The 14,319-nt window shown below is 62.6% G+C and carries 12 protein-coding genes; 4 read left to right on the forward strand and 8 right to left on the reverse strand.

Annotated elements, in window-relative coordinates:
• Positions 1 to 79: 79 nt before the first annotated feature.
• Both panC and panB read right to left on the reverse strand, forming a co-directional pair.
• Entirely contained in the window at positions 80 to 934 is an 855-nt protein-coding gene (gene panC / locus J0X03_RS03400; RefSeq protein ID WP_033644699.1) for a pantoate--beta-alanine ligase, read from the reverse strand.
• Positions 935 to 957: 23 nt separating this feature from the next.
• A complete protein-coding gene (gene panB, locus J0X03_RS03405) occupies positions 958 to 1,752 on the reverse strand; it encodes a 3-methyl-2-oxobutanoate hydroxymethyltransferase (RefSeq protein ID WP_004937548.1) in 795 nt (264 codons plus the stop codon).
• 166 nt (positions 1,753 to 1,918) lie between these two features.
• On the opposite strand from panB, the gene qseB reads away from it, so the two are divergent.
• Positions 1,919 to 2,581, forward strand: a complete 663-nt coding sequence (gene qseB / locus J0X03_RS03410) for a quorum sensing response regulator transcription factor QseB (RefSeq protein ID WP_033651337.1) — start codon at positions 1,919 to 1,921, stop codon at positions 2,579 to 2,581.
• Positions 2,578 to 3,936, forward strand: a complete 1,359-nt coding sequence (gene qseC, locus J0X03_RS03415) for a quorum sensing histidine kinase QseC (RefSeq protein ID WP_160204561.1) — start codon at positions 2,578 to 2,580, stop codon at positions 3,934 to 3,936. The genes qseB and qseC overlap by 4 nt, the downstream gene beginning before the upstream one ends.
• 5 nt (positions 3,937 to 3,941) lie before the next feature.
• On the opposite strand, the gene folK is transcribed toward qseC, so the two are convergent.
• The 6 genes from folK to thpR form a co-directional block, all read right to left on the reverse strand.
• Positions 3,942 to 4,442 carry a 2-amino-4-hydroxy-6-hydroxymethyldihydropteridine diphosphokinase gene (gene folK, locus J0X03_RS03420; protein WP_060660258.1) on the reverse strand — a complete coding sequence of 167 codons (501 nt, stop codon included), beginning with the start codon at positions 4,440 to 4,442 and terminating at the stop codon, positions 3,942 to 3,944.
• The gene (pcnB, locus tag J0X03_RS03425; protein ID WP_071591451.1) at positions 4,442 to 5,989 is read right to left on the reverse strand and encodes a polynucleotide adenylyltransferase PcnB; all 1,548 of its coding nucleotides are present in this window, start codon (positions 5,987 to 5,989) and stop codon (positions 4,442 to 4,444) included. Before pcnB ends, folK begins: the two co-directional genes overlap by 1 nt.
• Before the next feature lie 61 nt (positions 5,990 to 6,050).
• Positions 6,051 to 6,962: a tRNA glutamyl-Q(34) synthetase GluQRS gene (gluQRS, locus tag J0X03_RS03430; RefSeq protein WP_033644703.1), complete on the reverse strand. Its 912-nt coding sequence runs from the start codon at positions 6,960 to 6,962 to the stop codon at positions 6,051 to 6,053.
• A gap of 195 nt (positions 6,963 to 7,157) precedes the next feature.
• Positions 7,158 to 7,613, reverse strand: coding sequence for an RNA polymerase-binding protein DksA (dksA, locus tag J0X03_RS03435; RefSeq protein WP_004937569.1), 456 nt, complete (start codon positions 7,611 to 7,613; stop codon positions 7,158 to 7,160).
• A 183-nt stretch (positions 7,614 to 7,796) separates the two neighbouring features.
• A complete protein-coding gene (sfsA, locus tag J0X03_RS03440; RefSeq protein ID WP_060660259.1) occupies positions 7,797 to 8,504 on the reverse strand; it encodes a DNA/RNA nuclease SfsA in 708 nt (235 codons plus the stop codon).
• Entirely contained in the window at positions 8,501 to 9,043 is a 543-nt protein-coding gene (thpR, locus tag J0X03_RS03445; RefSeq protein WP_042785353.1) for an RNA 2',3'-cyclic phosphodiesterase, read from the reverse strand. The genes sfsA and thpR overlap by 4 nt, the downstream gene beginning before the upstream one ends.
• Positions 9,044 to 9,233: 190 nt before the next feature.
• On the opposite strand from thpR, the gene hrpB reads away from it, so the two are divergent.
• Together hrpB and mrcB are read left to right on the forward strand one after the other, a co-directional pair.
• Positions 9,234 to 11,672, forward strand: coding sequence for an ATP-dependent helicase HrpB (hrpB, locus tag J0X03_RS03450; protein ID WP_197806259.1), 2,439 nt, complete (start codon positions 9,234 to 9,236; stop codon positions 11,670 to 11,672).
• A 118-nt stretch (positions 11,673 to 11,790) separates the two neighbouring features.
• Positions 11,791 to 14,283 (forward strand): bifunctional glycosyl transferase/transpeptidase, encoded by a 2,493-nt coding sequence (mrcB, locus tag J0X03_RS03455; protein ID WP_033644705.1) that lies wholly within the window; start codon positions 11,791 to 11,793, stop codon positions 14,281 to 14,283.
• The last annotated feature ends 36 nt before the right edge of the window (positions 14,284 to 14,319 follow it).

A 14,319-nucleotide genomic window follows, 5' to 3' on the forward strand; every position in this document is an offset into this window, starting at 1 on the left:
AATCTCTATCGTCACCGATCGTCCCGCCATTGTCTACCTATGGTCATGGCGGCAGGGTGACGACAGTATAAAAAATGACTTACAGCGTCAGGTCAACCTGCTGGTTGTCGATAAGCCGCGCTTTGCCCAGCCAGGCGGCCATCAGCACCACCGCCCGTTGGCTGTCCACCGTCAGCGGCTGCAGGCTGTCGGCATCGCGAATAAACAGCTCATCCGGCGTAAAGCCGGCGGCGCGTAGTTGCTCGGCGGTCTGTTCCAACAGCGTTTCGACATGGCGCTCGCCATTGGCCAGCTGCTGCGCCAGCGCGTTCATGATTTTGCTCAGCTGCGGCGCAACCTTGCGCTCTTCGGCGGTCAGGTAACCGTTGCGTGAACTGAGGGCCAGGCCGTCTTTGGCGCGCACGGTCGGCACGCCGACGATGTCGATGTCGTAACCCATGTCCGCCACCATTTTGCGGATCAGCGCCAATTGCTGGTAGTCCTTCTCGCCGAAACAGGCCAAATCAGGCTGCACCAGGTTGAACAGCTTGCTGACGATGGTGGAAACGCCGCGGAAGTGGCCCGGCCGGCTTGCGCCTTCCAGAATGGTGGAGATGCCCGGCACGTCGACGTAGGTTTGCTGCTCCAGCCCCTGCGGATAGACCGCGGCCGGGGCCGGCGCGAACACCAGATCGACGCCGCGGCGGGTCAGCTTCTCGCTGTCTTCCTGCAGCGTGCGCGGGTAGCGCGCCAGATCGTCCGGGCGATCGAACTGCATCGGGTTGACGAAGACGCTCACCACCACCACGTCGGCGCGGGCGCGCGCTTCATCGACCAGCGTCATATGGCCGTCGTGCAGGTTGCCCATGGTCGGCACCAGTGCGATGCGCTTGCCTTCCTGGCGCCAGCGGCGGATCTGCTGACGCAGCAGCGGCAGGGTTTCGATAATAATCATTGGGTGACTCCTGGAACCATCGCTTAGTTAAAAGAGTGTTCAGCCGCCGGATAGAGGCCTTGCTCCACTTCCTGAATGTAGTGTTGCACCGCCGTGCGGATATCGCCGCTTTGCGCCAGGAAGTTCTTGGCGAATTTCGGCGTGTGGCCGCCGGTGATGCCGAAGGCGTCGTGCATCACCAGGATTTGGCCGTCGGTGCCGTTGCCGGCGCCGATGCCGATGACCGGAATGGAGAGCGCTTCGGTGATCTGGCGTGCCAGCTCGGTCGGCACGCACTCCAGCACCAGCAGCTGAATGCCGGCCAGCTCCAGATTCTGCGCGTCCTGCAGCAGCTGTTTGGCGGCCAGTTCGTCGCGCCCTTGCACCTTATAACCGCCGAACACGTTGACCGACTGCGGCGTCAGCCCCAGGTGGCCGCATACCGGCACCGCGCGTTCGGCGAGCATTTTCACCGTGTCGCACAGCCAGCTGCCGCCTTCCAGTTTCACCATGTTGGCGCCGGCGCGCATCAGCTCGGCGGCGTTGGCGAAGGTCTGTTCCGGGGTGGCGTAACTCATGAACGGCAAATCGGCCAGCAACAGGCAGGCCGGCGCGCCGCGGCGCACGGCGCGCGTGTGATAGGCGACGTCGGCGACGGTGACCGGCAGCGTGGAGTCGTGGCCCTGCAGCGTCATGCCCAGCGAATCGCCCACCAACAGGACTTTAATGCCTTGCTCTTCAAACAGCTTGGCAAAGCTGGCATCGTAGGCGGTAAGGGTAGCAAACTTGCGTTGCTCCTGTTTCCACTGGCGCAAATGGGTCACGGTGGTGGGTTTCATCACAACGTCTCCTGAAACGGGCCGTGCGGCTTACGCAGGCCCAGGCTGCAAAAAAGTGCAGCCATTCTACTGTAACCCGATCGGGGTGGGTAGCGCGGATCGCCATGCTTAAGCGGTTCTTAAGAACCTTGTGGTGCAATGGCGTCATGACTCAAAAGGGATACTCATGCGAATTCTGCTGATCGAAGATGACAAACTGATCGGGGACGGCATCAAGGCCGGGCTGACCAAACTCGGCTTCAATCTGGACTGGTTCACCGACGGCGCGGTTGGTAAAAACGCCCTGGGCAGCGCGCCGTATGACGCGGTGATCCTCGATCTCAGCCTGCCGGGCCTCGATGGACTGGATCTCCTGCGCCAGTGGCGCCAGGCCGGGCAGGATGTGCCGGTGCTGATCCTTACCGCCCGCGATGCGTTGGAGCAACGGGTCAGCGGGTTGCAAAGCGGCGCCGACGACTATCTGTGCAAACCGTTCGCGCTGGCCGAAGTGGCGGCGCGCCTGCAGGCGCTGATCCGCCGTCGTCACGGCCAACTGATGCCACAGCTGACGCACGGCAACGTGGTGTTCGACAGCGCCACCCGCAGCGTGAGTTGCAACGGCGAACCGGTGACGCTGACGCCGCGCGAATTGGCGGTGCTGGAGCTGTTTCTGCACAACAAAGGGCGCGTGTTGGCGCGGCCGTTGATCCAGGAGAAGCTGTACAACTGGGACGACGAGGTGAGCAGCAACGCGGTGGAGGTGCATATTCACCACCTGCGGCGCAAGCTGGGCAACGGCTTCATTCGTACTATCCACGGTGTGGGCTATACGCTGGGGGATGCCCCGTGAAGCGCCTCAGCCTGCGGCTGCGTCTGATCCTGATTTTCAGCCTGTTGGCGCTGCTGACCTGGTGCACTGCCAGCGTGGTGGCCTGGGTGATGTCGCGCAATACCATCAACGAAGTGTTCGACACCCAGCAGATGCTGTTCGCCAAGCGGCTGGCGACCGCCAACCTCGGCGATCTGCTGGCCGATGAAAGCGCGCGCAGCCTGCCGAAAACCAAGAAGCTGGTGCATCATGGCAAACGGGGCGAGCAAGATGATGACGCGCTGGCGTTCGCCATCTTCGATCGCCAAGGCAAGATGCTGCTCAACGACGGCGAGAACGGTGCCGACTTCCTGTTTGACGGGGCGCGTGAAGGTTTTACCGACGGCGAACGCAAAGGCGATGACGACAGTTGGCGCCTGGTATGGTTGACCAGCCCGGACGGGCGCTACCGCATCGTGGTCGGCCAGGAGTGGGATTACCGGCGCGATATGGCGCTGGGCATGGTGACTGGCCAATTGGTGCCCTGGCTGGCGACGCTGCCGGTGCTGATGCTGCTGATTGCGCTGATGGTCGGGCGCGAGCTGCGGCCGCTGCGTGCGGTGGCCGCCGGTTTGCGTCGGCGCGCACCCGATGACGCCACGCCGCTGGATGCGCGCCAGGTGCCAACCGAGGTGCGCCCGCTGGTGGATGCGCTCAACGCGCTGTTCGCCCGCATCAATGCGTTGCTGGTGCGGGAGCGGCGTTTCACCTCCGATGCCGCGCACGAATTGCGCAGCCCGCTGGCGGCATTGCGGGTGCAGACCGAAGTGGTACAGTTGGCGGGGGAGGATGCGCCGATGCGCGAGCACGCGCTGGACAATCTGACGGTCGGCATCGATCGCGCCACCCGGCTGGTGGATCAGCTGTTGACGTTGTCGCGGCTGGATTCGCTGTCGGATCTGGCCGAGCTGGCGCCCATTGACTGGAACGAACTGGTGATGATGACCCTGGCGGAACAGGATCGGCTGGCTCATGCGGCGGGCGTGACGCTGCGTTATGAACAGCAGGGAACGCCGCCGGTGCGTCAGGGGCAGACTCTGCTGCTGTCACTGTTATTGCGCAACTTGCTGGACAACGCGGTGCGTTACACCCCGCAGGGCGGCGCGGTCACCGTGACGTTGAGCGAGCGCTCGCTGACGGTAGAGGATGAGGGGCCGGGGGTGACGACAGAGCATCTGGCGCGGTTGGGGGAACGCTTCTATCGCCCGCCGGGACAGGAGCAAACCGGCAGCGGGCTGGGGTTATCGATCGTGCAGCGTATCGCCGGCTTGCATGGTTTACAGGTCAGTTTCGCCAATCGCCCGACAGGCGGGTTCGGCGCGCGGCTGGCGCTGTAGGCGGGTCAGGATTTCGGTTTTGACGAGTGCCACAGCGCCATGCCGTTTTCCGGCACGCGCTTGAGGCAGCTGGCGAGCGGTTCGCCATCGGGGAAAATCAGATCGGGGGCGATTTCCGCCAGCGGGTAGAGCATGAATTCGCGCTCTTTCAGGCCGTAATGCGGTACGGTCAGGCGATCGGTATGGATCACCTTGTCACCGTACAGCATGATGTCTAAATCGAGCGTGCGCGGCCCCCAACGTTCATCCTTGCGCACGCGCCCCTGATTGCGTTCTATCGCCTGGGTATGGTCGAGCAGCTGTTCGGGCGGCAACAGGGTATCCAGCGCCACCACCGCGTTGAGAAAGTCCGGCTGGTTTTGCGGCCCCAGCGGCTTGGTGCGGTAAAACGAAGAACAGGTGACCAGCCGGGTGCGCGGGAGATGCTCCAGCGCCTCCAGCGCGGCGTTAACCTGTTGCAGCGGTTGCGCCAGGTTGCTGCCCAGCGCGATATAAACGCGGATCATTATGCCCCTTCTTTACGCGGTGCCCGGCGACGAGGACGGCGTTGACGCGCGCGACGCGGCGCCGGATCGTCACCCAGGGTGCTCAGCATGGCTTTCTGCCGTGCCGGCGTGGCGTCCTGGAACTCACCCCACCACTCGGCCAGACGCAGCATCTCCTGATTGTCTTCCACTTCCGCACGCAGCGCCAGCAAATCATAGGCGGCACGGAATTTCGGATGTTCCATCAGTTTGTGCGCGCGTTTGCCCTGACGACGAGACAGGCGCAGCTGAAGCTGCCAGATATCGCGCACCAGCGTGGTAATGCGTTTCGGGATCGCCAGCGAGCGGCACTGCTCGTCGAGCACATCGTTCATCGCCAGCGCGAAGGCGTCGTAGTACGCCAGGCCGCTTTCCTGCGCCAGTTTCTGCGCGTGCTCCAGCAGCGGGTACCACAGCATGGCGGCAAACAGGAAGGCCGGATTGACGCGCATGTCGTTCTGCAGGCGATGATCGGTGTTCTTCAGCACCTGCACCAGAATGCGCTCCATCGGCGTATCGTGGTTCGGCGTGAAGTTGCGGGCGATCAGCGGGAATAGCGGTTGGAACAGCTGATATTCGCATAGCTTCAGGTAGGTCTGGAAACCGTAACCCGCCTGCAGCAGCTTGAGGGATTCTTCGAACAGACGCGCCGGTGGGATCTCATGCAGCAGCGAAGCCAGGCGCGGGATCGGCTCGGCGGTCTCTTCACTGATGCGCATATCCAGCTTGGCGGCGAAGCGCACCGCGCGCAGCATGCGCACCGGATCTTCGCGGTAACGGGTTTCCGGATCGCCGATCAGGCGGATCACGCCTTGTTTCAGATCGTTCAGGCCGCCGACGTAATCGCGCAGGGTGAAATCCGCCACGCCGTAGTACAGGCTGTTGATGGTGAAATCACGGCGCTGGGCATCTTCCTCGATCGAGCCGAAGATGTTGTCGCGCAGCAGCATGCCGTTTTGCGCCTGCTGGGACGAGTTCTTGTCGGATTCCTGATTCTGTTCGTGGTGGCCGCGGAAAGTGGCCACTTCGATGATCTCCGGCCCGAACATCACGTGCGCCAAGCGGAAGCGGCGGCCGACCAGGCGGCAGTTGCGGAACAGCTTGCGCACTTGCTCCGGCGTAGCGTTGGTGGTGATGTCGAAGTCTTTCGGCTTTTTGCCGAGCAACAGATCGCGCACGCCGCCGCCGACCAGATAGGCTTCGTAGCCGGACTTGTTCAGGCGGTAAAGCACTTTCAGCGCATTTTCGCTGATGTCTTTGCGGGAGATCGAGTGCTGTTCGCGCGGGATCACGGTCATCGAGTCGTTGCTCTCGGCGATAGGAAAAGGCGGACGCTTGCGCGGCGTTGAGCGGCGGGCAGGGGCGTTGCTGCCGTTATCGGCGGCGCGCGGCTGCGGCGCAGGGCGGCTTGGCGCCGCGGCACGCTCTTCGCGGACTACGTTTTTATCGCCGGCCGCCGCGTCGTCGCGGGGCAGCTTGTCATCGCGGGTCAGTACCTTACGACAGAAGTTGGCTACTCGGGTAAAAATGGTACACCTCGATAGTGACTGATAAAAATGGAGCTAACAAAAAATAGCGGCTAATCATAGCTCACCATGGCTCCTTTGAGAATGCCGGCGTGTTTTCATCCAGAGGGATAGCCTCCTGACGCGGCACGTTTTCCAACCGCCAGTGTTCGATCGCCCAGCTCAATAATAATGGCAGGTCAAGATCTTGCCAGCTTTCCGGCAGCGGTTGGCGCAGAAATTTCAGCGCGGCGATCAGCACCGGTCGCGGATCGCCAGCGGGCAACGCCGGCGCATGGTTTTGCTTCGACAGTTTGATGCCGTTGGCACCCAGCGCCAGCGGCAGATGCACATAGGCGGGCACCGGCGCCTGCAGCTGGCGGTAAAGGGCAATTTGGCGCACCGTCGGTTCGATCAGATCGGCGCCGCGGACAATCTCGGTCACGCCCTGAAAATGGTCGTCGATCACCACCGCCAGGTTGTAAGCGAACAGCCCGTCGCGGCGGCGAATGATAAAGTCTTCTCCCGCCAGCGCCGGATCGGCGTGCAATTCTCCCTGCAGGCGATCGTGGAACCGGTAAACGGGGGCGGTCTGACGCAAGCGGATGGCGGCGCCCTGCGGGCCGAGCTGCAAATCGCGGCAGTGGCCGTCGTACAATCCGCCGATTTGCTGGATGCGGCTGCGGGTGCAGGTGCAGTAATAGCTGAGCCCCTGGCGCTGCAACAGATCCAGCGCGGCGCGATAGGCGTCGTGACGTTGCGATTGATAGATGACCTGGCCGTCCCAGTGGAGACCATAATGTTCCAGCGCGGACAGGATGCGAGCGGCGGCGCCGGGGACTTCGCGCGGCGGGTCGATATCTTCGATGCGAACCAGCCACTGCCCGCGTTGGGCGCGAGCTTGAAGGTAGCTTCCCAGAGCGGCAATCAGCGAGCCGAAATGCAGATCCCCGGAAGGCGATGGGGCAAAGCGCCCCACATAATGACTTTCTTGCATATCAGAGGGGAGGGGTTCCCTTTTCTCTGTGCGGCGCACGCGGATGCGCACGCCGCAGCGGTAACATACTCGTTATGCTTGAAACTGCATCTGTGTTAGCTGCGCCTGCTTACCCGAATCACTTACTTGAGTAAGCTCATCGGGATGCGCATTCTTGCCGCCTTGATGCAGCTCCAATCATGTAGAGTAGCGGTATTAGCCGGCCATCTGCTTTTCGCGGATCTCAGCCAGCGTCTTGCAGTCGATGCACAGATCGGCGGTCGGACGCGCTTCGAGGCGACGAATACCGATCTCCACGCCACAAGATTCGCAGTAGCCGAAATCATCGTCTTCCACTTTCTTCAGCGTTTTCTCGATCTTTTTGATCAGTTTGCGTTCACGGTCACGGTTACGCAGTTCAAGGCTGAACTCTTCTTCCTGAGTAGCGCGGTCGGCCGGATCAGGGAAGTTGGCTGCCTCTTCTTGCATATGCGATACAGTACGGTCCACTTCGTCCCTGAGCTGGTTGCGCCACGCTTCAAGAATGCGCTTGAAATGCGACAACTGGGCGTCGTTCATGTACTCTTCGCCCGGCTTCTCTTGGTACGGCTCCACCCCAGCGATGGCGAGAATGCTCAAGGACGAGGTTTTACGGTTTTGCCCTTCTTGCATGTTGCTTCTCCTACATACACACGCACTATCGAATCCCCAATGCGGGGGAAAAACAGGCCGCTATAAATAACAGAAGGAAGGTAGGTTGGCAATTATTCCTGTCGCCCGCTTGACAATCGTGTGAAGGAAGGCGTATTTGGCGATCGTGCTGGCCGGTTGTCTATTTATAGGGACCCGGCAGCGCTAATCGATAAAAAACGGCAGCTTATCGCAGAGATAAATACCGTCAGGTGATAATTTTGCCCCATAGCAAACCACTTCCACTCCCAACTGCCGGACCTGTGCCAACAGCGCCGCATAGCGCTCATCTATATGATGTGCCGGTGCGACCTGCTCAATACCGCTGTGTAACACGGCAAAGAACAATACCGCCCGTTGCCCGTTTTCAACCACGCTGAGCAACTCACGCAGGTGCTTTTGCCCTCTGAGCGTTACCGCATCAGGAAAGTAACCACGTTGTTGTTGCAGTAATGTGACTGACTTAACTTCAATATAGCAGTTAACCCGATTTTCTGCCTGTAATAACAAATCGATACGGCTGTTTTCACCGCCGTATTTCACTTCGCCGCTAATTTTACTGTAACCGGATAATTCATTGATTAAATTGTGTTCAATTGCCTCGCGCACCAGCGCGTTGGCGCGCAGGGTGTTGACGCAGATCCAGTGTCCCTGTTGGGTATGGGTCAGCTCCCAGCTGTGGGCGTATTTGCGTTTGGGGTTGTCCGAGGTGGAGTACCACACGGTGTCGCCGGGCGTGGCGCAGCCGGTCATGGCGCCGGTATTGGCGCAGTGCAGCGTAAAGGTTTCCCCTTCCGGGGTGATCACGTCAGCCAGAAAGCGTTTGTAACGTTTGATCAGCGTGGCGGAGCGCAGCGGTGGAGAAAAAATCATGGGGATGCCTGCTTGGCCAGCGGCCACTGTTCAAGGTGTTGGTAACGGGTGCGGCCGTTTTCGAACACCGACTCATACAAGGAAAAGGCGTCGGCGCTGAACGCCCAGCCCGGCGTCGCCGGCGGGATCGCCACCGGCTGGGTGGCGGCGCGCAGCAGCGTGATGTGCGGATGGAACGGCAGCGCGCTTTGATGGCAGCCGCTGCGCGCCGCCTGCGAACGCAGCAGCTCGGCCAACTGCAGCAACCCGCGCGGCGCGCGGCGGGTGCCGAGCCAGACCACGCCGGGGCGCGGCCAATGGCCGAGATCGTCGAGCCGCATGCTAAAGCCGGGTTGGGCGATGCGGCCGGCCAACTTACGCAGCGCCAGTTCTTTCTGTGCGCTGACTTCACCGAGAAACGCCAGCGTCAGGTGCAAATTGGCCGCCGCCACCGGCCGACCGGCCTCAGGTGCAAACGCCTCGGCGCGCCAGCGGACCACCTGCTGTTGCAGGGCGTCAGGCAAGGACAGGGCGAAAAACAGGCGGCGCGAATTGGACATAAGGGCTCGGCAAATGCATGACAATACGGTCGGGAACAGCGGTAAACGTTACTGGCAGCGGCCCCGCGAGGGGCGCGGTGCACGAATGAGCTCCGTACTATAGCTAACGCCGCAACAGTTTGAAAGGTTACGGGGATAAAGCTAATGCTACACTGTACGCCGTTTAACGTTAACCACCACGGAGAGTTCAGTGTCTTCATTGCCCGTCAGCGCGGTGCTTGATGAGTTGCTGGCTGCGTTGCAGTCCGCTCCTCAGGTGCTGTTGCACGCCCCGACCGGCGCCGGTAAATCCACCTGGCTGCCGCTGCAGATCCTGGCTAAGGCCGGGTTGCCGGGGCGCATTATCATGCTGGAGCCGCGGCGGCTGGCGGCGAAAAACGTCGCCTATCGCCTGGCGCAGCAACTGGGGGAGGAGCCCGGCCAGACCGTGGGCTACCGCATGCGCGCCGAAAGTAAAAGCGGGCCGCAAACCCGGCTGGAAGTGGTGACGGAAGGCATTCTCACCCGCATGCTGCAGCAGGACGCCGAACTGCAGGGCGTGTCGTTGGTGATCCTCGACGAATTCCACGAACGCAGCCTGCAGGCCGATCTGGCGCTGGCGTTGCTGCTCGATGTGCAGCAAGGGCTGCGCGACGATCTGAAACTGCTGATCATGTCGGCCACGCTGGATAACGCTCGTATGACGCAGCTGCTGCCGCAGGCACCGGTGGTGGTGTCCGAGGGGCGCAGTTTCCCGGTTGAACGCCTGTATCAGCCGTTGGCCAGTCATCAGCGGCTGGAGGATGGCATAGCGGCGGCGGTGAAGCGCATGCTGGCCGAACAGCCGGGGTCTTTGCTGCTGTTCCTGCCGGGCGTAGCGGAGATCAACCGGGTGCTGGAGCGTTTGAGCGGCGAAATGGCGAGTGATACCGATCTTTGCCCGCTGTATGGCGCTCTGCCTCTGGCGCAACAGCAAAAAGCGATTCAGCCGGCGGCGCCGGGCCGCCGCAAAGTGGTGTTGGCGACCAACATCGCCGAGACCAGCCTGACGATCGAGGGCATTCGGCTGGTGGTTGACAGCGGCCTGGAACGCGTAGCGCGCTACGACGTGCGCAACGGTCTGACGCGGCTGGCGACACAGCGCATCAGTCAGGCCTCGATGGTGCAGCGCGCCGGGCGCGCCGGGCGTCTGGAACCGGGCATTTGCTGGCATCTGTTCGCCAAAGAGCAGGCGGAGCGCGCGGTGGAACATGCTGAGCCGGAAATTTTACAGAGCGATCTCACCGGCTTCTGGCTCGAGCTGCTGCAGTGGGGGTGCCATGATCCGGCGCAGCTGACCTGGCTTGACGCGCCTCCGGCAGCGGCATTGGCGGCGGCCAGGGCGTTGCTGCACCGGCTGGGAGCAACGGATGACGGCGACAAACTCACCGCGCCGGGGCGCCAAATGGCCGCTCTGGGATGTGAACCGCGGCTGGCGGCGATGCTGGTCGCCGGCGCGGCGCTGAGCGCCGACGACCTGGCGACGGCCGCGTTGCTGGCGGCATTGCTGGAAGAACCGCCGCGCGGCGGGCAGATGGATATCGGTTATTGGCTGAGCCGCCCGCAGCCGAACTGGCGGCAGCGCGCCGCGCAGTTGACCAAACGCCTGCCGCAACGTGCGGGGCAAGTCGACGTCGATCTGGCGCCGCGCCTGTTGGCGCAGGCATTTACCGATCGCATCGCCCAGCGCCGAGGCCAGGACGGCCGTTACCTGCTGGCCAACGGTCTGGGGGCGGCAATGAACCAGGACGAGGCGCTGTCGCGCGCGTCCTGGCTCATCGTTCCCAGCCTGTTGCAGGGCCACAACAGCCCCGATGCGCGCATCCTGCTGGCGTTGCCGGTGGACATCGAAGCGCTGGCGGCGCAGCTGCCGGCGATTGTCATGCAGCGCACGGCGGTGGAATGGGATGAAGAGAAGGGCACGTTGCGCGCCTGGAAGCGCCAGCAGATCGGTCGTCTGACGCTGCGCGCGCAGCCGCTGGCCAAACCGGCGGACGAAGAGCTGCAGCAGGCGCTGCTCGACTGGGTGCGTGCGCAGGGGCTGGCGGTGCTCAACTGGGAGGGCGCCGCCGAACAATTGCGGGTGCGCCTGCAGTGCGCGCAAGCCTGGCTGCCGGAAGCGGAGTGGCCGGCGATGGATGAAGAGCCGCTGCTGGCGGCGCTGGAGCAGTGGCTGCTGCCGTCGCTGAACGGCGTGCGCGATCTGCGCGGCTTGAAGCAGGTCAACATCGCCGAAGCGCTGTCCCGTCTGCTGGACTGGCAGCAAAAGCAGCGGCTGGATAATGCGCTACCCACTCATTACACTGTGCCGACCGGCAGCCGCCTGCCGATCCGTTATGAGGCCGGCAAACCGCCGGCGCTGGCGGTGCGTTTGCAGGAGGTGTTCGGCGAGCAGCGCAGCCCGATGTTGGCGGAGGGTCGCATCCCGGTGGTGCTTGAGTTACTCTCACCGGCGCACCGGCCGTTGCAAATCACCGGCGATCTGGCGGCCTTCTGGCAAGGCGCCTATCGCGAGGTGCAAAAAGAGATGAAGGGCCGCTACCCGAAACACGTTTGGCCGGACGATCCGGCCACGGCGGTACCGACGCGCCGAACGAAGAAATATCAGTAGGCCGCGATCGTTTAAGGTTTGGAATTCAGATGTTTCTTCTGGTCAGCGCTGCGGCGTAGGCACAGATTAAGCGACTCATTATGGCCGGCAGTGTCGGCAAGCTCGGAGAACAACAGCCATGGCTGGGGATGACCGCGAGCCCATCGGGCGCAAAGGAAAACAACCAAAAAGCACCGCGTCGCGCAAGCCGCCGCGCCGTCGCCGAGACGACGATTATGACGATTACGAAGAAGACGAGTATGACGATGACGAGTATGAAGAGGAGGAGGAACGCATGCCGCGTAAGGTGAAAGCGACTCCGCCGCGTAAAAAACGCCGCTGGCTCGGCCTGTTTATCAAACTGATCCTGGTGCTCGCCGTCCTGTTGGCGATCTATGGCGTCTACCTGGACTCGCAGATCCGCAGCCGCATCGACGGCAAAGTCTGGCAGCTGCCGGCGGCGGTGTACGGCCGCATGGTCAACCTGGAACCGGGCATGCCGTACAGCAAGAAGGAGATGGTTAACCTGCTGGAAGGCATGCAGTACCGCCAGGTCAGCCGCATGACGCGTCCGGGCGAGTTTACCGTGCAGGCCAACAGCATCGAGATGCTGCGCCGCCCGTTCGACTTCCCGGATGGTAAAGAAGGGCAGATCCGCGCCCGCCTCGATTTCCAGAATAACCGCCTGGCGAAGATCGAAAACCTGGACAGCGGCCGCAGCTTCGGCTTCTTCCGCCTCGATCCGCGTCTGATCACCATGCTGCAGTCGCCGAACGGCGAACAGCGGCTGTTCGTGCCGCGCTCCGGTTTCCCGGATCTGTTGGTGGATACGTTGATCGCCACGGAAGACCGCCACTTCTATGAGCATGACGGCATCAGCCCGTACTCCATCGGCCGCGCGGTGCTGGCCAACCTGACCGCCGGCCGCGCGGTGCAGGGCGGCAGCACCCTGACGCAGCAGTTGGTGAAGAACCTGTTCCTGACCAACGAACGTTCGCTGTGGCGTAAGGCCAACGAAGCCTATATGGCGCTGTTGGTGGATTACCGTTACAGCAAAGACCGCATCCTGGAGCTGTATCTGAACGAGGTATACCTCGGCCAGAGCGGCAGCGACCAGATCCGCGGCTTCCCGCTGGCCAGCCTGTATTACTTCGGCCGCCCGGTGGATGAGCTGAGCCTCGATCAGCAGGCGTTGCTGGTCGGCATGGTCAAGGGCGCGTCGCTGTATAACCCGTGGCGTAACCCGAAACTGGCGTTGGAACGCCGCAATCTGGTTCTCAAACTGCTGCAGAACCAGGGCGTGATCGACGGCGAGCTGTATGACATGCTGAGCGCGCGTCCGCTGGGCGTGCAGCCGAAAGGCGGCGTCATTACGCCGCAGCCAGCGTTTATGCAGATGGTGCGTCAGGAACTGCAGACCAAGCTGGGCGATAAGGTGAATGACCTGTCCGGCGTGAAGATCTTCACCACGCTGGATCCGGTGTCGCAAGACGCGGCGGAAAAAGCGGTCGAAGACGGCATCCCGGCGCTGCGCGCTGCGCGTCACCTGCAGGATCTGGAAGCGGCGATGGTGATCGTCGATCGCTTCAGCGGTGAAGTACGCGCCATGGTCGGCGGCGCCAACCCGCAGTTCGCCGGTTTCAACCGCGCCATGCAGGCGCGACGCCTGGTCGGCTCGCTGGCCAAACCGCCAACGTACCTGACCGCGCTGTCCGAGCCGGACAAATACCGCCTCAACACCTGGCTGGCGGATGCGCCGCTGTCGCTGAAACAGCCGAACGGCGCCGTCTGGCAGCCGAACAACTACGATCGCAAATTCCGCGGTCAGGTGATGCTGGTGGATGCGTTGGCCAACTCGCTGAACGTGCCGACGGTGAACCTCGGCCTGTCGGTCGGGCTGGATCAGATCAGCGCCACGCTGCAACGCCTGGGGATCCCGAAAGCGGAGATCAATCCGGTGCCTTCGATGCTGCTGGGGGCGATCGGCCTGACGCCGATGGAAGTGGCGCAGGAATACCAGACCATCGCCAGCGGCGGTAACCGTGCGCCGCTGTCGGCGGTGCGTTCGGTGATCGCCGAAGACGGCACGGTGCTGTACCAGAGCTTCCCGCAGGCGGAGCGCATGGTGCCGGCGCAGGCCGCTTACCTGACGCTGTACGCGATGCAGCAGGGCGTGGCGCGCGGGACCTCCCGCTCGCTGTCGGTGAAGTTCCCGAACTACAACCTGGCGGCGAAAACCGGTACCACCAACGATCTGCGCGACAGCTGGTTCGCCGGCATCGACGGCAAGGAAGTGGCGATCGCCTGGGTCGGGCGCGATAACAACGGCCCGGCCAAGCTGACCGGCGCCAACGGCGCGTTGACCCTGTATCGCCGCTATCTGGAAAATCAGACGCCGCTGCCGCTGATGCTGCAGCCGCCGGAAGGTATTAACCAGATGAGCATCGACTCCGCCGGCAACTTTATCTGCGGCGGCGGCAGCTGGCGCACCATCCCGGTCTGGACCGACAATCCGCAGGGACTGTGTCAGGCCAGCCAGGCGGCGGTGCAGCAACAGCAGCAACCGGCGGCGGGTGAGCAAAAAGATGGCGATGGCGTCGCCGGCTGGATCAAGGATATGTTCGGTCAGTAATCGCTGCCGGGGCGTCGGCCCCGGCGAAAATTTTTG

It is taken from the genome of Serratia ureilytica, from assembly GCF_017309605.1.
Taxonomy (GTDB): Bacteria; Pseudomonadota; Gammaproteobacteria; order Enterobacterales; family Enterobacteriaceae; genus Serratia; species Serratia ureilytica.